Origin of the sequence: Mesorhizobium sp. M4B.F.Ca.ET.089.01.1.1, from assembly GCF_004022605.1 — a bacterium.
Taxonomy (GTDB): Bacteria; Pseudomonadota; Alphaproteobacteria; order Rhizobiales; family Rhizobiaceae; genus Mesorhizobium; species Mesorhizobium abyssinicae.
The window spans coordinates 1-18,742 of the sequence record NZ_RZOS01000075.1 but is presented as its reverse complement, the minus strand read 5'-3'; the positions used below and the strand labels follow the sequence as shown (position 1 = coordinate 18,742).

General features: G+C 66.3%; 14 protein-coding genes and 1 pseudogene. 6 read left to right on the top strand and 9 right to left on the bottom strand.

The genetic code is table 11. The features are described 5' to 3' along the window. Positions 1-36 precede the first annotated feature (36 nt). Positions 37-1,323, top strand: a complete 1,287-nt coding sequence (locus EN780_RS10400) for an FAD-binding oxidoreductase (RefSeq protein WP_128273539.1) — start codon at positions 37-39, stop codon at positions 1,321-1,323. Between the two features lie 214 nt (positions 1,324-1,537). Beyond that, positions 1,538-2,473: an SH3 domain-containing protein gene (locus tag EN780_RS10395; protein ID WP_245499919.1), complete on the top strand. Its 936-nt coding sequence runs from the start codon at positions 1,538-1,540 to the stop codon at positions 2,471-2,473. Here EN780_RS10395 and EN780_RS10390 read toward each other — a convergent pair. Continuing rightward, positions 2,457-3,761, bottom strand: coding sequence for a Mur ligase family protein (locus tag EN780_RS10390; RefSeq protein ID WP_245478195.1), 1,305 nt, complete (start codon positions 3,759-3,761; stop codon positions 2,457-2,459). The genes EN780_RS10395 and EN780_RS10390 overlap by 17 nt on opposite strands. Positions 3,762-3,844: 83 nt before the next feature. Continuing rightward, positions 3,845-4,606 (bottom strand): SDR family oxidoreductase, encoded by a 762-nt coding sequence (locus tag EN780_RS10385; protein WP_128273537.1) that lies wholly within the window; start codon positions 4,604-4,606, stop codon positions 3,845-3,847. 254 nt (positions 4,607-4,860) lie between these two features. On the opposite strand from EN780_RS10385, the gene zwf reads away from it, so the two are divergent. The 3 genes from zwf to edd all read left to right on the top strand — a co-directional run bounded on the left by zwf (position 4,861) and on the right by edd (position 8,915). Then, positions 4,861-6,330 (top strand): glucose-6-phosphate dehydrogenase, encoded by a 1,470-nt coding sequence (gene zwf, locus EN780_RS10380; RefSeq protein ID WP_128273535.1) that lies wholly within the window; start codon positions 4,861-4,863, stop codon positions 6,328-6,330. Continuing rightward, positions 6,312-7,025: a 6-phosphogluconolactonase gene (gene pgl / locus EN780_RS10375; RefSeq protein WP_128273533.1), complete on the top strand. Its 714-nt coding sequence runs from the start codon at positions 6,312-6,314 to the stop codon at positions 7,023-7,025. The genes zwf and pgl overlap by 19 nt, the downstream gene beginning before the upstream one ends. 66 nt (positions 7,026-7,091) lie before the next feature. Beyond that, positions 7,092-8,915: a phosphogluconate dehydratase gene (edd, locus tag EN780_RS10370; RefSeq protein WP_128273531.1), complete on the top strand. Its 1,824-nt coding sequence runs from the start codon at positions 7,092-7,094 to the stop codon at positions 8,913-8,915. Between the two features lie 73 nt (positions 8,916-8,988). Here edd and EN780_RS10365 read toward each other — a convergent pair whose 3' ends face one another. The 4 genes from EN780_RS10365 to EN780_RS10350 all read right to left on the bottom strand — a co-directional run bounded on the left by EN780_RS10365 (position 8,989) and on the right by EN780_RS10350 (position 15,252). Then, on the bottom strand, positions 8,989-10,653 hold the full coding sequence (locus EN780_RS10365) for a VWA domain-containing protein (RefSeq protein ID WP_128273529.1): 1,665 nt from the start codon (positions 10,651-10,653) through the stop codon (positions 8,989-8,991). Between the two features lie 114 nt (positions 10,654-10,767). Continuing rightward, the gene (locus tag EN780_RS10360; RefSeq protein WP_126056467.1) at positions 10,768-11,766 is read right to left on the bottom strand and encodes a GlxA family transcriptional regulator; all 999 of its coding nucleotides are present in this window, start codon (positions 11,764-11,766) and stop codon (positions 10,768-10,770) included. Between the two features lie 16 nt (positions 11,767-11,782). Then, on the bottom strand, positions 11,783-12,682 hold the full coding sequence (gene folD, locus EN780_RS10355; protein WP_128273527.1) for a bifunctional methylenetetrahydrofolate dehydrogenase/methenyltetrahydrofolate cyclohydrolase FolD: 900 nt from the start codon (positions 12,680-12,682) through the stop codon (positions 11,783-11,785). A 209-nt stretch (positions 12,683-12,891) separates the two neighbouring features. Then, on the bottom strand, positions 12,892-15,252 hold the full coding sequence (locus tag EN780_RS10350) for a GumC family protein (protein ID WP_128273525.1): 2,361 nt from the start codon (positions 15,250-15,252) through the stop codon (positions 12,892-12,894). Positions 15,253-15,455: 203 nt separating this feature from the next. On the opposite strand from EN780_RS10350, the gene EN780_RS10345 reads away from it, so the two are divergent. Then, positions 15,456-16,751: a lipopolysaccharide biosynthesis protein gene (locus EN780_RS10345; protein WP_128273524.1), complete on the top strand. Its 1,296-nt coding sequence runs from the start codon at positions 15,456-15,458 to the stop codon at positions 16,749-16,751. Positions 16,752-16,762: 11 nt separating this feature from the next. Here EN780_RS10345 and EN780_RS10340 read toward each other — a convergent pair whose 3' ends face one another. The 3 genes and pseudogenes from EN780_RS10340 to EN780_RS10330 all read right to left on the bottom strand — a co-directional run. Beyond that, positions 16,763-17,686, bottom strand: coding sequence for a DUF6492 family protein (locus tag EN780_RS10340; RefSeq protein WP_128273522.1), 924 nt, complete (start codon positions 17,684-17,686; stop codon positions 16,763-16,765). Then, positions 17,683-18,465: a WecB/TagA/CpsF family glycosyltransferase gene (locus EN780_RS10335; RefSeq protein ID WP_128273520.1), complete on the bottom strand. Its 783-nt coding sequence runs from the start codon at positions 18,463-18,465 to the stop codon at positions 17,683-17,685. The genes EN780_RS10340 and EN780_RS10335 overlap by 4 nt, the downstream gene beginning before the upstream one ends. Then, positions 18,462-18,742: pseudogene (locus EN780_RS10330) on the bottom strand (glycosyl transferase); the annotation flags it as partial. The pseudogene EN780_RS10330 and the gene EN780_RS10335, both read right to left, overlap by 4 nt.

Here is an 18,742-nt window from a genome sequence, read left to right as displayed (position 1 = left end):
CCCTACTCCCCTACTCCCCTATTCCCCTACTCAATCATGCCCTACCAATCCCCAGTATCCCCCGGCCGGTCCTGGTACGAGGACACGGCCGGATCACGGCCCGAATACCCCGCTCTCGACGGCGACCGCCAATGCGATGTCGTCATCGTCGGCGGCGGCTTCACCGGCCTGTCAGCGGCGGCGCATCTGGCGAAGGCCGGCAGCAATGTCGTGCTCATCGAGGCGCATCGGTTCGGCGACGGCGCTTCGGGGCGCAATGGCGGCCAGCTCGGTACCGGCCAGCGCGCCTGGGCCGAGGAGATGGAGGCGGAATACGGCCTTTCCCGCGCCAAGGCGCTGTTCGACCTCGCCGAGGAGGCCAAGGCGCATCTGCTCGAATTTGCCGCCGTCAACAGGATCGAGATCGACTACATGCCTGGCCAGCTGTCGGTGGCGCACAAGCAGCGCTATGTCGACGACTACAAGGCGCATGCCGAGATCATGGCGAGCCGCTTCGGCTACCCGCACATTTCCTTCATGGACGCGAAGGAAGCCGCAGAGCGGCTGGGCTCGACACGCTATTTCGGCGGCACGCGCGACACCGGCACCGGGCACATCCACCCGCTGAAGCTGGTGATCGGCACGGCGAAAGCAGCGGCCGGGGCCGGCGCGCAGCTGTTCGAGCGGACGCCGGCGACCGGCATCGTCTCCGGCGGCGGCAAGGTGAGGGTGACGACGCCGAAAGGCACGATCACGGCCGAGAAATGCCTGATCGGCGTCAACGCCTATGGCGGCACGCTCGAGCCGGTGAGCGCCGCGCACATCATGCCGATCGGCTCCTTCATCGGCGCGACGGTGCCGCTCGGATCGGCCTCGACGGTGGTGCCGGGCGGCGAGTCGGTCGACGATTCCCGCTTCGTCGTGCGCTACTTCCGCAAGTCGAAAGACGGCCGGCTTCTGTTCGGCGGGCGCGAGGTCTACGCGGTCAACGATCCGAAGGACATCCACATCCATATCCGCCGCCAGATCGCGGAACTCTATCCGGAGTTGAAGGATGTCGAGATCACGCATGGCTGGGGCGGCTATGTCGGCATCACCGTGCCGCGCAAGCCATTCGTGCGCGAAGTGATGCCCAATGTCATCTCGGTCGGCGGCTATTCCGGCCACGGCGTCATGCTGTCGAACTTCTTCGGCAAGCTCTATGCCGAGACCGTGCTCGGCAACCGCGACCGGCTGAAGCTGATCGAGGATCTGAAGGTCCCGCCGTTCCCCGGCGGCCGCCGTTTCCGCGCGCCCTTGCTGTTCCTGGCGCTCAGCTGGTTCGCCCTGCGCGACAGGATCTGACGCAGGGGAAGCACCGGCCGGAACGGAGCTTCCGGCCTATCTGCCTGATTCCATTCGGCAGTTCGTGCCGATGCGAGATGTTGCGGAATCCTTAACAAGGGTGCAGAATTCATTGCAAGGGCGCACTGATGCCACAATCACCGGCAAAGGATGCGGGTTCTGGGCTGTAAGACGGGGACTTTCGCGGGCCCGCCCGCTTGTGTTTTTGGGACCGATGCCGATCACCGCCGGACCTCCGGCACCGATCGAAAGAACGTCGGCCCACCTATTGGAGGTGGTTAGAGTGAACGAGCCCTTCAGTTTCGGCGCGCCGGAACGGCGGCACTTTGCAATGCAGTTCGGCTATGACAGGCGGCCCACGTTCTGGCAGGGCGTGCGGTCCAATTCGCATCTGGTGATTGCCGCTGTCGGCACCGCGGCCCTGCTCGGCGTGGCGGGGATTGCGTTGTGGCTGGCGCTGCCGGCCAGCGACCGGCAAGCGATTGCCAGCCCGGCGCAAAGCGTCCCGACAATCCCGGTCAAGACAACCAAGATCGCGCCCGTCAGCGCGAACGCCACGGCGATCGCAGTGGCGCCGCAGGCGGCGCGCAAGGCCGACGCGGTGTCGGCCGTCGTCGCCGCCAAGGAAGCCAAGATACCGGCGCTGGCGTCCAACGACCCGCGCTGGACCGCACCGGGCACCAAGGCCGCGTCCAACGACCCCGCGCCTGCTCCATCCGATCAGGCGGCAGGCCGACAGGCCGAAGAGACCGCCAAGCCAACCGACACGGCATTCGCCGAACCGGCGCCTCAATCAGACGCCACCGCCTTGCTGTCCAAGGTGGCCGCGCCCAGCGCGGCGCCGGCGCAGGACGATCCCGACGGCGCCAAGACCGCCGCCATTCCCGCCCCGGACCCGCAGGCGCCGGAAGCGCAGGCATCCGCAGGCGACGATGCCAAGCCAAAGCCTCAAGAAGCCAGCGCGGCCAGTACCGGACGCATCCTGCGGGCCGTCACCATGCGGGCCGGCCCGAAACAGAAAGCGGCGGCCATGGTCACCGTGCCCGCGAAGACCTCGGTGCAGGTCATAAGCTGCAAGAAGTGGTGCCAGATCGTCTATAACGGCAAGCGCGGCTGGGTCTACAAAACCTACATCAAGACCGGCGCCTGAGAGCCTCATCGCCGCCGGTCAGCCGAAGCCACTGCCATAGCCGGGCCCGCCTGCGCTTTCTGACGTGGGCGCGATGTTGCTCGAAGGGCACTTCGAACAGGCCGCATCCCTGGCATCCAGACCTTTTTCCGCAAACCGGGACCCAGCATTTGACATCGTGGGTCCAGGCGAGCGCGACCCTCTCGAGGTGAAGGTTGGACGAGCTCTTGAGCAGGATCAGTTCGCCCGGTACTGCCGTTTTCCTGATGTGGTCGGAGACTTCCCTGGGCGTTCGCAATTCGACGAAGCGGCCGCCATCGCGGTCGGCCTGGCCGGCGCCCGAGCGATGCGCGTTGTCGCCGACATAGATCACCTGGCCAGCGACCTCGCGCGCGGTGTTGTAGGCGTCACGGTACTTTCTGGTCGAACCCACATAATCCGAAATCTGGCCGAGAACGATGCGTTTTGAGGCGACCTTGGCCTTGGCCACCATGTCGATGGCGAGGTTGATCGAATGCCAGGGGGCCTTGGCGGTGTCGACCAGGAAGTGCGGACCGTCCTCAATGACGAGCACCTGGCAGCGATTGACCAAGGGCCGAAACGTCGCCACGCGCGCCGCGACTTTTTCGGGCGGCACGCCGAGCTCCAGCGCGGTGGCGACAGCCGCCGCCGTCGGCAGCCATAGATACTCGGCCGGAAACAGCGTCTTCAGGTCGAGCGTGCCGCCACGCCACCGGACCTTGAGGCTCAGCGTTTCAGGATAGGCGGCCTGCGTGTCGGTGACACGATAATCCGCATCTTCCGTCCGGCCGAAGGTGACGACGCGATGCCTGGTGCCCGAAGCCATGCCGAGCACATGCGGATCGTCGGCGTTGAGCACGGCAAGACCGCCCGGTGGCAGCGCATCGACCAGGGCGCGCTTTTCCAGGGCGACGTTCTCCAGGGTCCTGAAACTGGCCAAATGTTCGAGGCGGACCATGGTAACGACAGCCACATGCGGCTTGAGCAGTTCCGCCATCGGCCTGATGGTGTCGACGCCATAGGCGCCTGCCTCGAACACGACGTGATCGACCTTGCCCGATTTCCACATACGCTTGTAGAGCGTGCTGGCCAGCGCATCGATGGCGTTGGCGAGAACCTGCGTGTAGACCGGGCCATGGCTGGCCAATATATGGCCGAGCAACGCCGCCGCCGTCGACTTGCCGGAACTGCCGGTGACGCCGATGAAGGTCGCCTTGCTCTTTGAACGGGCGCGCCTGGCCCTGTAGATCTTGTGGCGGTGCCACAGGCTCCGGCGAATCTTGCGCAATCGGGCATTCATCGCATGGCCACCCTGCTTCCTCGAGAAGCCTTATGCAGTTCCCGGGCGGCTCGTCAATTCAGGCCCGCCGTTCAGATGCAGCGCCCGCCGTCGACCTCGAGCGCCACGCCGGTGATGAAAGCGGCTTCGTCGGAGGCGAGCCAAAGTGCTGCATTGGCGATGTCGAGCGGCGTCGAGAGGCGGCCGAGCGGGATCGAGGCGCGGAACCTCTCGCGGATTTCCGGCGTGTCGGCGCCCATGAACTTCTCCAGCATGCCGGTCTCGCCGGCGACCGGGCAGAGGCAGTTGACGCGGATGTTTTTCGGCGCCAGCTCGACCGCCATCGACTTGGTGGCGGTGATCGCCCAGCCTTTCGAGGCATTGTACCAGGTGAGGCCGGGCCTCGGCCTCAGGCCGGCGGTCGAAGCGGTGGTAAGGATGACGCCGCCGCCCTGCCGCTCCATGATCGGCACCACCGCGCGCGCCGCGTGGTAGATCGCCTTCATGTTGACGGCCGTGATCAGATCGAAGGTCGTCTCGTCGACGTCGAGCATGTCGCCGTTGCGGTGCGTATAGCCGGCATTGTTGACCATGATGTCGATGCGGCCGAAGGCGCTCTTGCCGGCATAGACCATCTCGTCGAATTCGGAGCGCTGCGACACGTCGGTCTGGGTCCAGATCGCTTTGTCGCCGATCTCGCCGGCCACGCGCTCGGCGCCCTTGGCATTGAGGTCGGCGACGACAATCCTGGCGCCCTCCTCGGCAAAGCGCCTGGCCATGCCCTCGCCAAAGCCAGATGCGGCGCCGGTGATGATGGCGACCTTGTTTTCCAGACGCGTGCCTTTTTCGCTCATTGAAGATCATCCCGAAGCAAGGCATTTCTCCTTTGGCTTTCGCCGCGATCCCGCTCTATGCTGCACCTGCGAAAGCTCCCCGGAACCACCGCTTGCCGAGAAGCCCCCGGGGCTACGTCAGTGTCAAGGGCACACATGAACCCAATCGACAACCAGCGACCGGTTCTCACCTGTGACACCATGGCACTGGAATATTTAAATCGATTAGAATATATCAGCCTCGTACCTGAGCGCGGCGTCAAAACGGACAGACCATGACCAGCCAGATCATCCCCGTCGATCCTTTCGACTTCATCATTTTCGGCGGCACCGGCGACCTGTCGGAACGCAAGCTCCTGCCTTCGCTCTATCATCGCCAGCGCGACCATCAGTTTTCCGAGCCGACCAGGATCATCGGCACGTCGCGTTCCAAGATGACCGACGCCGAGTTCCAGGCCTTCGCCAAGCAGGCGATCTCGGACCATGTGAAGCCCGCCGACATCGATCCGAAGGAGCTGGAGACGTTCCTCGCCCGGCTCTCCTATGTCTCGGCCGACGCGACCACCGGCACCGGCTTCGACAAGCTGAAGAAGGCTATCGGCGACAGCGACCGCATCCGCGCCTTCTACCTGGCCGTAGCGCCGGCGCTGTTCGGCGACATCTCGCACAAGCTGAAAGAACACAATCTGATCACGCCGAACTCGCGCATCGTGCTGGAGAAGCCGATCGGCCGCGACCTCGCCTCGGCGCGCGCGCTCAACGACCTTGTCGGCGACGACTTCCACGAAAGCCAGATCTTCCGCATCGACCACTATCTCGGCAAGGAGACGGTGCAGAACCTGATGGCGCTGCGCTTCGCCAACGCGCTCTACGAGCCGTTGTGGAACTCGGCCAATGTCGACCACGTGCAGATCACGGTCGCCGAGACCGTCGGCCTCGAGGACCGCGTCACCTATTACGACAAGGCCGGCGCGCTGCGCGACATGGTGCAGAACCACATGCTGCAGCTTCTGTGCCTCGTCGCCATGGAGGCGCCGTCCTCGATGGACGCGGACGCCGTGCGCGACGAGAAGCTGAAGGTGCTGCGAGCGCTGAAGCGCATCAACGGCAACGAGGCGCCGAAGCACACGGTGCGCGGCCAGTATCGCGCCGGCGCCTCCGCCGGAGGGCCGGTGAAAGGCTATGTCGAGGAACTCGGCAAGGACAGCAACACCGAGACCTTCGTCGCCATCAAGGCCGAGATCGCCAACTGGCGCTGGGCCGGCGTCCCGTTCTACCTCAGGACCGGCAAAAGGCTGGCGACCCGCGTCTCGGAAATCGTCATCGAGTTCAAGCCGATCCCGCACTCGATCTTCGGCGACAGCGCCGGACCGATCTTCGCCAACCAGCTGGTGATCCGCCTGCAGCCGGATGAGGGCGTCAAGCAATTCATCATGATCAAGGATCCGGGCCCGGGCGGCATGCGGCTGCGCCAGATCCCGCTCGACATGAGCTTCGCGCAATCCTTCGACGGGCGCGCGCCGGATGCCTATGAGCGGCTGATCATGGACGTGGTGCGCGGCAACCAGACGCTGTTCATGCGCCGCGACGAAGTCGAGGCGGCCTGGAAATGGATCGATCCGATTCAGAACGCCTGGGAAAACGCCAGGCAGGAGGCGCAAGGCTATACGGCCGGCACATGGGGGCCGTCGGCCTCGATCGCGCTGATCGAACGCGATGGGCGGACATGGCACGAGAGCAATTGAGCGGCGCCTACAACTGGAATGGCTTCGCCGATCGCGAGCAGCTGGCGGTAGCACTTGCCGGCCATGTCGCGACGCGACTGACCAAGGCGATCAGCGAGCGCGGCACGGCGCTGCTTGCCGTTTCCGGCGGCACGACGCCGGCGAAGTTCTTCGCGGCGCTGTCGAAGACCCCGATCGCCTGGGACAAGGTCACGGTGACGCTGGTCGACGAGCGTTTCGTGCCGGCCTCCTCGCCGCGCTCGAATGCCGGGCTGGTGGCCGCCAATCTCCTGCAGAACGCCGCGGCTGCCGCCCGCTTCGTGCCGCTCTACCATGAAGCGGCAAGCATCGAGGATGCGGCGCTGTCCGACAACGAGGCGCTGATATCGCTGCCCTGGCCGCTCGACGCGGTCGTGCTCGGGATGGGCGGCGACGGCCACACCGCCTCGTTCTTTCCCGACGCCGACGACCTGCCACGACTGCTCGATCCGTCCTCGCAAAGGATCGTGCTGCCGGTGCACGCGGCAAGCGCCGGCGAGCCCCGGCTGACGCTGTCGATGGCAAGGATCATCGCCGCCGGCTTCATCGCCCTGCACATCGAGGGCGCGGAAAAACGCAGTGCCTTCGAGGATGCGATGGCGCCGGGAAAGCGAAAGCCCATCCGCGCCGTGATCGATGCGGCACCCAGAACCGTCGAGGTTTTCTGGGCGCCCTGATTTTGACCATACCGAGGGTCCCGGCTGCCGGAAAGTTCAGGGACCCCGCCTGAAAGGACCGTTGCCATGACCGCCAGACGCGACATCGAAGCCATCACCGAGCGCATCCGCCAACGCTCGAAGGCCGGCCGCGAGGCCTATCTCGGCCGCATCGCAGAAGCCTCCGGCCGCAGCGCCAACCGGGCGGTGCTGTCGTGCGGCAACCTTGCGCATGGCTTTGCCGTCTGCAGCCCTTCCGAGAAGATCGCGCTCGGCGGCGACCGGGTGCCCAACCTCGGCATCATCACCTCCTACAACGACATGCTGTCGGCGCATCAGCCCTTCGAGACCTATCCGGCGCTGATCAAGGAAGCGGCGCGCGAGGCGGGCGGAATCGCGCAGGTGGCCGGCGGCGTGCCGGCGATGTGCGACGGCGTCACGCAAGGGCAGCCCGGCATGGAGCTGTCGCTGTTCTCGCGCGACGTGATCGCCATGGCGGCGGCGATCGGGCTGTCGCACAACATGTTCGACGCGGCCGTCTTCCTCGGCGTCTGCGACAAGATCGTGCCGGGACTGGTGATCGCCGCGCTCACCTTCGGCCATCTGCCGGCGGTGTTCGTGCCGGCAGGACCGATGACCACCGGCCTTCCGAATGACGAGAAGGCCAAGGTCCGCCAGCTCTACGCCGAGGGCAAGGCGGGACGGGCCGAGCTGCTCGAGGCGGAGTCCAAATCCTACCACGGGCCGGGCACCTGCACCTTCTACGGCACCGCCAACTCCAACCAGATGCTGATGGAGATCATGGGTCTGCATACGCCGGGCGCCTCCTTCGTCAATCCGGGCACGCCACTGCGCGACGCGCTGACCAGGGAAGCGGCAAAGCGCGCGCTGTCGATCACCGCGCTCGGCAACGACTATACGCCGGTCGGCCGCATGATCGACGAGCGCTCGATCGTCAACGGCGTCGTCGGCCTGCATGCTACCGGCGGCTCGACCAACCACACGATCCACCTGATCGCGATGGCCGCCGCCGCCGGGATCGCGCTGACCTGGCAGGACATTTCGGACCTGTCGGAAGCGGTGCCGCTGCTGGCCCGCGTCTATCCGAACGGGCTTGCCGACGTGAACCATTTCCACGCCGCCGGCGGGCTCGGCTTCCTGATCCGCGAACTGCTCGACGAGGGCATATTGCACGAGGACGTGCAGACGGTGTGGGGCGAAGGGTTGCGCCCCTATGCGGTCGAGGCCAGGCTCGGCGCCGATGGCGGCGTGGTGCGTGAGGCCTCGCCGCTGGAAAGCGGCGACGAGAAGGTGCTGGCGCCTTTCAAGAAGGCGTTCCAGCCGACGGGCGGCCTGAAGGTGCTTGGCGGCAATCTCGGCCATGCCGTCATCAAGACCTCGGCCGTGAAGCCGGAGCGACGCGTCATCGAGGCACCCGCAAAAGTGTTCGACAGCCAGCAGGGGCTGAACGAGGCCTTCAAGGCCGGCACGCTCACCGGCGATTTCATCGCCGTCATCCGCTTCCAGGGGCCGAAAGCCAACGGCATGCCGGAGCTGCACAAGCTGACCACCGTGCTCGGCATCCTGCAGGATCGCGGCCAGCGCGTGGCGCTGGTGACCGACGGGCGCATGTCGGGCGCGTCCGGCAAGGTGCCGGCGGCGATCCATGTCACGCCGGAAGCGGTCGAGGACGGCCCGATCGCCAGGATCCATGACGACGACATCATCCGGCTCGACGCCGATGCCGGCACGCTGGAAGTGCTGGTGCCGGGCGCGGAATTCGCGCTGCGGCGCACGGCGGATGCCGATCTCATCGGCAACGAGTTCGGCTTCGGCCGCGAGCTGTTCGCCGGGTTCCGGCAACTCGTCGGCCGCGCCGATCACGGCGCCGCGGCGTTCGGGAACGCCTGAGTCGGCAATTCCATCCAAGAAAAAGGGACGACTCATCGGCCGCCCCTTTTTCTCCAGAAGACGGAAGCGCTAGCTACTGGACGGTAACCTCGGCGCGTTCACCGGCCTTGACGGTCACCGGCGTCTCCTTGTCCTGGCCCTGGTCGGAGGCGTGGCGCACGACGACATAGTCGCCCGCCGGAATGGTCTGCTGCCAGCTGTCACCATAGCTTAGCCCAAGCGACTTGCGCTTGCCCTCGATGTCCTTCTTCGACGAAAGCACTTCGATCGAATAGGCGCCGGGCGCCGACATCGCCAGCACGCCGGCGTCGAGCGTCACCTTGACGTCCTGGTTGTCGCCGGCCTTGATGCTGAAGGGCTGCTCGACCACGGCGATATCGAAGGTGGTGATCGCGACATAGTCATCCGGCGGCAGCCAGAACTTGCTGTCCGGCCCGTAGGAGTGCTCGACGCTTTCGCGCGTACCGTCGATCTTCTTCTTGGCCTTGACGATCTCGAAGCCGATGCCCGAATTGTCGGCCTTGTCGCCGCCCGCCGTGTAGTAGGCATTGAGCACGGCATGGCCGACGCCGACGACGATATCCTTTTCAACGGTCTGCCCGGCGGCCAGTTGAACGGTCTCGGTGACCGTGCCGGCGCCGATCTGCACCGTCACCTTCTGCTCGCCCGCCGGCACGGTCGCCCTGGCGTCGCCATAATGGGTGGTGCTGCCGCCCGGATAGGCGAAGTCGACGCGGGCCTCGCCGCTGATCTCGGCGCCCTGGCTGGCGTGCGGATGAATGACCAGCGTGCCGGCATTCAGCGTGAACAGCGGCTTGTAGACCTGGCCGGCCTCGACCTTGAGCTTCTGCTCGACCTTGGCCTCGTCGGCGCGACCGACGACGACATAGTCGCCCGGCTCGAGATTGGTCTTGAGCTCGCCATACTCGGTCATGACCTGATCGCCGCGCGTGCCGTCGGCGTTGGCCTTGTAGATCTCCCAGGCATTGCTGTTGTCGCTGACATCCGGGCCGCCTTCGGCCAGGACGACGCTCGGCATGAAATTGAATTCCGGCTTGGCGGGCTCGGGCGCCGGCGCGGGAGCCGGAGCAGGTTCGGGGGCAGGCGCCGGGGCCGGCGCCGCCACGGTCTCGACCAGCGCTTCCTGCAGCGCCTTTTCGTCCGAGGCCTGGATATACTTGCCGCCGGTGTTCTCGGCGAGGCAGGCGATCTGCTTGCCCTCGTCGGCGGTCAGGCCGAAGCCGACGACGTCGGCGGTGAAGTCGACGCCGGAAGCCTCCAGTTCCTTGCCCAGCGCGCAAGGGTCGCCGCCGCAGGTCTCGAGCCCGTCGGTGATGAGGACGACGGTCGCCTTGTCCTCGGTGTATTTCAGCGCCTCGGCCGCCTGCTTGACGGCTGCGGTCAGCGGCGTCTTGCCGAGGAATTTCATGCTGTCGGCGGCGGCCGAAATGGCGCTCGCCGAACCCGCCTGCGGCGGCACGATCAGCTCGATGTCCTCGCAGCTGCCCTTCTGGCGGTGACCGTAGGCCATGAAGCCGATCTCGTCGTCGCCCGGCACCGACTGCAGCACGGTGCGCAGCGATTCGCGCGCGATCTCAAGCTTCGGCTTGCCGTCGATCTGCGCCCACATCGAGCCCGACGCATCGAGAATGATGATGACCTTGTTGGCGGCAAAGCCGAACGTGGTCGTCGACAAAAGGAGGATCGCCGTGGCGACGCTCCGTGCCAATCGCATCATGAAACTCTCCTAGGAAACCCCTCTGGTCCGCGGCGCGAAGGTATTTGACCCGGCCTGTGGAGACAAGCCCGCACGCGGCCTTGCGCACAGGCACCACGGACGGCGGCTCATCGCTCAGTAGGTGGTGCGGCGCTCTTCCGACGGCGGGCGGCCGAACTGCAGCCGGTAGCTCTGCGCGAAATAGGAGTGCGAGGTGAAGCCGGTGGCGATCGCCACGTCGAGGATCGGCATGTTGGTCTGGCGCAGCAGTTCGCGCGCCCGCTCCAGCCTGAGCCGCATGTAGTAACGCCCCGGCGTGACGCTCAAATGGCGCAGGAACAGGCGCTCGACCTGGCGCACCGACAGGCCCGCCGACTTGGCGAGCTGGACCGCCGACAGCGGCTCGTCGAGGTGATCGGCCATCAGCTCGACGATGCGCCTGAGCTTCTCCGACTTGCCGGTGAGGTCGCGCTCCGGCCCGACGCGCTGGCGGTCGCCGGCCGAGCGGATGCGCTCGTGCTGGAACTGGTTGGCGACGCCGTTGGCGAGGTTGGAGCCGAAATCGGTGCGCACGATCTCCAGCATCAGGTCGATCGAGGTGGTGCCGCCGGCGCAGGTGTAACGCTTGCGGTCGATCTCGAAGACATTGCCGGTGCAGTTGATGTCCGGGAAACGCTCCATGAAGCCGGCGCGGTTCTCCCAATGGATGGTGCAGCGATAGCCGTCGAGCTGGCCGGCCTCGGCAAGCAGATAGGAGCCGACCGAGAGCGCACCGAGCGCGTTGCCGCGCCTGCCCCAGCTGCGCAGCGCCGCCAGTACCTTGCTCTTGCCCGGGAATTCGATGGAGAGGCCGACCGACACGAACAGGATGTCGACCGGCGGCATATCAGCGACGGAATAGTCGATCTTCAGCGGCAGGCCGTTGGAGGCCATGACCGCGTCGCCATCCGCCGAGATCGTCGTCCAGCCATAGACGTCGCGGCCAAGCAAGCGGTTGGCCGAGCGAAAGCAGTCGATCGCCGCGGCCAGCGAGAACATCGAGAACTTGTCGACCAGCAGGAACCCGAACTGACGACCACCCTGAACGGAATCGTTCGCGACCGGCCGTTCGATGGGAATGGAATGGTTCGGCAAGTAGGCTGCTTCCCGGTCAGAAGGACGGCCGCTTCAACCCGGCCGCAAGGTAGGCGGAAGCTACAGTGTTCGCCATCAGCATGGCAATGGTCATCGGCCCGACGCCGCCGGGCACCGGGGTGATGGCGCCGGCCGCCTTGGCCGCTTCGGCATAGGCGACGTCGCCGACGAGGCGGCTCTTGCCCTCGCCCTTCTCGGGCGCCGGGATGCGGTTGATGCCGACATCGATGACGGTGGCGCCGGGCTTGACCCAGTCGCCCTTGACCATTTCCGGACGGCCTACCGCGGCGACCAGGATGTCGGCGGTGCTGGCAAGCGCCGGCAGGTCCTTGGTGCGGCTGTGGGCGATGGTGACGGTGCAGTTGGCGGCAAGCAGGAGGTTGGCCATCGGCTTGCCGACGATGTTGGAGCGGCCGACGACGACGGCGTTGAGGCCGGACAGGTCTTTGCCGCGCACGCTCTCGATCAGAAGCATGGAGCCGGCCGGCGTGCAGGGCACGAAGGCCGTCTCCAGCTCGCCGGTGCCGAGCTTGCCGACATTGATGAAGTGGAAGCCGTCGACATCCTTCTCCGGCGCGATCGTCTGGATGACCTTGCCGGAATCGATGTGGCCGGGCAGCGGCAGCTGCACCAGGATGCCGTGGATCGACGGGTCGGCGTTGAGGTCACCGATGATCTTGAGCAATTCTGCCTCCGAGGTCTCGGCCGGCAGCGTGTGCTGCAGCGAGTGGAAGCCGCATTCCTTGGCGGTGCGCGATTTCGAGGCGACATAGACCTGGCTCGCCGGATCCTCGCCGACGATCACCACGGCGAGGCCGGGCTTGGTCGCGCCCTTGCCCGCCAGTTCCGCGGTCAGCGCCTTGACCTTGCCAACCACGTCTTCGGCGACGCTCTTTCCGTCAATCACTTCGGCCATGAACCACCTTCAACTCTTCCATCAAAGCACGTCGCATCCTTGGGATTCATGCGACCGCCTTGTCTCATTGTTTCACAGACCCGAAACCCGCGCGGTTCGGGCGACATGTCGAGCGGCATTTTCACGAAAATTCCGGCGGGCAATCCCGTCAAAACGCCGTCGCATGCCGTAAACTCGAAACCGGCCGCTTTTATCGGATGGGTCAGGATTTAGAAATAGCGGCGGTTCGAACGGCTTTCGGTGAGCTCTCGCACCGCCTCGCGGAATTCGCGCAGGCTTTCGCGGATCTCGTCGATCTGGCCTTGCTGCTCGTCGGTGTTCGGCGCCTGCGGCGCCAGTTGATCCCGAGGATTGGCCCCCTGCCCACCAGACGAGGTTGCCGCGGGCGGATAGGCATGGCTGGCCGGCTGGTTCTGTTCCGGCCGTGCCGGCCGATAGCCGGGCTCATCGTCATAGGCCTGCGTGCGCGGAGAGGAATAGGTGGCCGGCCGCCGAGGCGGCTCGTCCTGCTGGAATTGACGCGGCTGATAGGCCGCGGGCCGTTCCGTGACCTTGCCGGGATCGACGTGCTTTTGCCTTTTGCCGGGCATCATCCCGCGCACTGCCGAAAGCAAGGCGCCAACCGGCCCCGAACGTTCAGCCCCGGTGGTCGCGGCGGGCGATGGTGGAGGCGGCAATGGAGCGCGCGGCTGCGAGCGTGGCAGCGGAACAGGAGGCGGCGCCCGATAGACCTTGTCTTCGACCGCGGGCTTGTGGTCGTGTTTCCCGCGGCGACGCGAGCGCGAGGTCGCGGTTTCGCGCAGGCTCTCATAGGCGCCGCGCATGCCGCCGAGTCCGACGCCCGCAGCAAAACCAAGCAGCAGGCCGGCGATCGCCAGCATGGCCCGCGACGGTCCCTTGGCCTCGAGCGGCGCGAAGGCTTTGGAGATGACGTTGATGTTGGCGGTGTTGATGTCCTTCTGCTCGCCGGTCTCCTTGGCGCGCAGCAGGAAAGCCTCGTAGACCGAGCGCTTGGCGGCGGCCTCGCGTTCCAGCTCGCGCAGCGAGACCAGAGCGTTGTTGACGTCGCCGCTCTGCACCTTGGCCTGCGCCAGGCGGGAGGCAAGGTCCTGCTCCAGCTGGACGGAGCGCTTCAGGTCGACCTGCAGCGAAGAGGCGATGCGCTGCAATTCGCCGGCGATGCGGTCGCGCGCGCCGGCGAGCTGGGCGCTAAGCGCCTGCAGTTCGGGATGGCGCGGCCCGAGCCTGACGGCGGCGCGGTCGGCTTCCTGCTTCAGCGCCGCATATTGCGCGCGCAGCTCGCCCATGGTGTTGGAGTTGATCTCCTCCGGCAAGGTGCCGTTGAGGACCGAATTGACGCTGAGCGAACGCGCCGAAGCCGCCCGCACGCTGGAACTCAACGCGCGGGCGACAGAAAGCTGCTCGTTGAGCTTCAGCATCTGGTCGTCGCTGATCAGATGGCCCTGCGCGTCGACGAGGTCATGCGTCGCCCGGTAGTCCTCGACCTTGCGCTCGGCCGCCTCGACGCCCTTGCGCAATTCGTCGAGCCGCGCCGTCAGCTCGTCGGTGGCGCGGCCGGCGGTGTCGGACTGGATCTGGCCGAAGGTCTGCAGGAACACGTCGGTCATCGTGTTGGCGATGAGCGCCGACTTCTCGCCATTCTGGGTGGTGGCGCCGACCGAGATGACGAAGGTCTTGCCGCCGCGCTCGACCGACAGGCTTTCCGCCAGATTGCCGACGGCGAGCGCGCGGCGGCGGCCCTCGTCGGCGGCTCCGGCATCATGGCGCGAGAGAATCGAACGGATCATCGACATGACGCCGAGACCGCCGGAACCTTGCCCGTTGAACTCGGGATCGTTGGTGAGGTTGAGTTTGTCGACGACCTTGTTGAGGACCGTGCCGGAGGTGAGCACGCGGACCTGGTTCTCGACGATCGCCAGCGTCGCGTCGGACGCGACCACGTTCTGGGTGAGATCGCGATCGGTGAGCTTGAGGTCGCGCGGATCGACGATGAGCTCGGCGGTGGCCTCGTATTTCTTCGGCGTCGACAAGGCGATGGCGACGCCCAGCGCAGCGCCGAGGATCGTCGTCGAAAGGATCAGGGCCTTCGAGCGGGCAATGCCGCGCACGACCTGCATCGGATCGATCAGCGGCTTCCACTGCTGGTCGTCGGCATCCTCGAATGCGGGCTGTCGCGCGTTCGAGGCCTGTCGCGGATCGAGCGCGGCCTGAGGCGCGCGAGCATGCGAAAGTTCCTCCGGCTCCTCGCGCGCCTGGGCGCGTGCGTAACCAGTTCGTGCGGTCCAGTCATCCTCGATGCGCGTCTCGTAAGAGATCGGTTCGCGATCGGCCTGGCGGCCGCGCGGCTCGGTGTCGGCGGGCGGTGCCGAGCGCGTCTCGCGCTGCGCGCGTGCAAGCCGGTGGCGCTCCGCCGCATCCTCGCGCCACGACTGGTTCGCGCGGTCGCCGATCGCCACCAGCGAGGCATCGTCCTCGCCGCGCATGGCCTCGCCGAGCGCCAGCAGCGAGCGCTCGCGCCTCCAATCCTCACGGTTGTCCCTGTCGACCATTGTCTTGGAGCTTTACTCTTCGGCGGCTTGGGAGAGGCGGTCGGCCAATCGTTAAGCCACGCTAAACAGGCATAGAAAACAAAAGGTTAATTTTGGCTCCCGGAGAGGAGAGTTTTCGCGCTTTGATTGCAGGGTTTGCGAGCGCAATCGAAGCCGCTCCAGAACGGCACGTTAAGCTTTCCGGCCTATGGTCCGGCGGACCTATGACCCAAGCCAGCGACATACAGCAGAGGCGGAGCCTCGCCCGGATCGGCGCCTTCGTAGCCGCGCGCCGGAAGCTGGTTTTCGACTATTTCTCGGCGATCAGCGGCGCGGGCGGGCGGCTGGTGTTCTCGCTCGCCTATTTCATCGCGCTCGCGAACACGCTGTCGATCGCCGAATTCGGCATGTTCGCCACCGCTTCGGCGGCGGGCGTCATGCTGTCGCGCATCCTCGCCTTCGGCTTTATCTCGGCGCTCTACCGCACCGCCACGATCCGCCCCAATCTGATCGGCGCCTTCACCGCCGGCTTCCTGCTGCTCGGCGCCGTCTCGCTGCCGGTGCTGGCGGCGGCATCCTACGTCGTCTACCTGATTTTCTTCGCCGGCGCCGTGCCGCTGCCCGTCTTCGCCGCTGTCGTTTTCGCCGAAGCGCTGCTGTGGCGGCCGGTCGAGGTGGCGCTGATCGTCAACAACGGGCTCGGCAAGTTCGGCCGGGCCGCCGTGCTGGCGATCCTGGCGACGGCGCTAAGGGCGCTCGGCGCGGTGCTGTTCATGCTGGCGGCCCAGCACAGCGTCGGCATCTGGTCCTGGTATTATATCGGCGCCAACGCGGCCTCGCTCGTCATCGCCTTCGGCTTCTTCTATCCGCGCCAGCGGCTGAGGCTGCGTACCGAGCTTTATCTCAGGCGGCTCGCCGATTCCGTCTATGTCGCCGGCGCCGAGGTGCTGTTCTACCTGCAGATGGAGTTCGACAAGCTGCTGGTGCTGTCGATCGGCGGCGCCCATCTCGCCGGCATCTACGCCATCATCATGCGCCTGGTCGACCTGACGGCGATCCCGATCCGCACCTTCTCGATGATGCTAGTGCAGCGGATGATGCGGGCACCGGAGCTCTTGTCGCGGCTGGCCGTCAAGAGCGGCATCGAGGGCGGCGTGTTTCTGGTCTCGACGCTGGCGCTCGCCGCGCTCGGCATTGTGCTGCATTTCTTCCCCAACGCGCTGGGCAGGAATGTCGCGGAGGCGGCGCCCCTGGTGGCGCTGGCGATCTGCGTGCCCGGCCTGCGCAATTTGGTCGAATACCAGGCCGAGTTGCTGTTCGCGCGCGGCCAGACCGCCGTCCGGGCGCTCAATCTCGGCCTGCTTGCCGGGCTGAAGGCGGTGCTCCTGATCTATGTGCTGACGACGATCGCCGACACGTCCAATCTGGTGCTGTCGCTCAACGTCGTCTTCCTGCTGCTCTATCTCGCCTCGGCGTTTCTCACTTACTCGGCGATGCGCAGGCCGGCCAAGGCCATCTAATTCTGCTTAGGCTAAGCGAGCCCGATCAGGCGGCGGATGCGGCCGATGTCGGTGCCGATGAAGGACTGCATGCCGATCGCCACCTGTTCGGGCGCCATGGCGGCGACGAAACGGCGGAAGTCATCGTCCGACAGCGCCTCGCCGGTCCAGTGGACGCGGCAGAATTCTTCCGAACCGTGAAAATGGCCGGCGCCCTCCAGCACCTCGTCGACATAGCGGCCGTAGATCATGCATTCGGAGTACCGGCGCGCCGAGCCGAGAACCGCGACCCAGTCGCGGCCGTGCAGCTTCTCGATCCGGTCGCACATCGCCGTCACGGTTTCGCGGCGCCAGGCGATCAGCGTCGAGATGTAGTCGTGGGCAGAGATTTTCGAGGCGTCGATGCCGAGCGCCGCGCCGGCATTGCGCGACCAGAGGCGATGCTCGTCATGGCCATCGTTCGCCAGGACGCCGTCGCGCCGGAACAGCCGCACCTTGCCGTCGCGCCAGAAGGCGTTCGCGTCGAACGGTTTGTGGAAGGCGACGTCGGAATCGCAGAAGATCAGCACGTCCTCCGCCGCGTGCGCGGCGATGGCGATGCGGCGAAGCTGCTGCACATGCCAGCCTCGCAGCGGCTGGGTCTTCAGGCTGAGCCAAACGCGGCGGCGAAACAGGCTGAGGGGATCGTCGACGACATGCAGCCAGCGCGGCAGCAGATCGCGCTCGTCGACGACGATGCGGCGGGCGTTCTCCAATTGGCGAAACAGCGCCACGTCGCGATGCTCGACCAGTATGTAGTGGCGCGCGACACCGGAAAGCTGCCGGTCCATCGTCTCGCACAGCAGCCGGCAGCGTTCGAAATCCGGCGCGTAGCTCGCGGTCACCACCGCGGCCGTCGGCGCCTGCGGAAGCCGCTGGACTTCGGTCGCTGCGCCCGGGACGAAGCGGCTGTTCAAGGACGCCCTCCGGCGCCCGAGAGTTTCTGCCTGGCGACCCGCCACAGGAACAGCGGATTGCCGACGACGTAGCGGCGCCATAGACGACCTGGCTCGATCAGCAGCCGGAACAGCCATTCGAGCCTGAGGCGGCGCATCCACAGCGGCGCGCGCGGCACCGTGCCGCTCAGGAAATCGAGCAGCGCGCCGACGGCGATCGGCAGCGTGCAGTGGCGGGCGTCGATGTGGCGCGCGATCCACAATTCCTGGCGCGGCACGCCCATGGCGACGAGCAGCACGTCCGGCCGCAAGGCAGCGATCCTGTCGACGATCGTCGGCTCCTCGGCGGCGGAGAAATAACCGTCATGGATGACCACGAACCTGTGTTGCACGGCGAGCGCGGCAAGCTTGACCGATGCCGCCTCGGCGTTGACGCGGGTAGCGCCAAGCAGGCCGACGGTCAGCGGCCGCGACGAGGCCTGCAGGAAGGCAGGCACGAAGTCGGTGCCGTTGAGGTTGTCCGGAAACGGCGCGCCGTAGAGCAGCTTGGCCGCCATGTCGACGCCGATGCCGTCAGGCAGGATGAGGAAATCGTCCAGCGCCTCGGCGAAGACCGGATCGGTGCAGGCGATGTTGGCATTGTGAGCGTTGAGGAAACTGACTTTGGTGAAGCGCCGCTCGGCGACCAGCCGCGTCAGCAGCGCGATCGCGTCGTCCCAGCGGATGGCGAGCACGGGAATGCCGAGGATGGTCTTCAGCGTGTCGGACCCGAACACCTTGCGGGTGGCGTGCATGTTCATGCGAACGCCTCCTGCCGGACCGAACCGAGCTTCTCCAAGCCGAGCCTGATCGCGGCATCGAGCGCCTTGACCTGCCGGCGATGGAAGGCGCTGCCATCGACATCCCTGCCATTGCCGGCGGCCGCCTCGAGCGCGGCGGCAAAGGCGATCGGATCGTCGGTGACGACGCAATTGTCCGGGCGATGGCCGATGCCGCGCAGCGAGCGGCTGGTGGCGACGGACGGCAGGCCGAGCTCGAAAGTCTCGATGGTCTTGAGCTGCACGCCGCTGCCGGCGG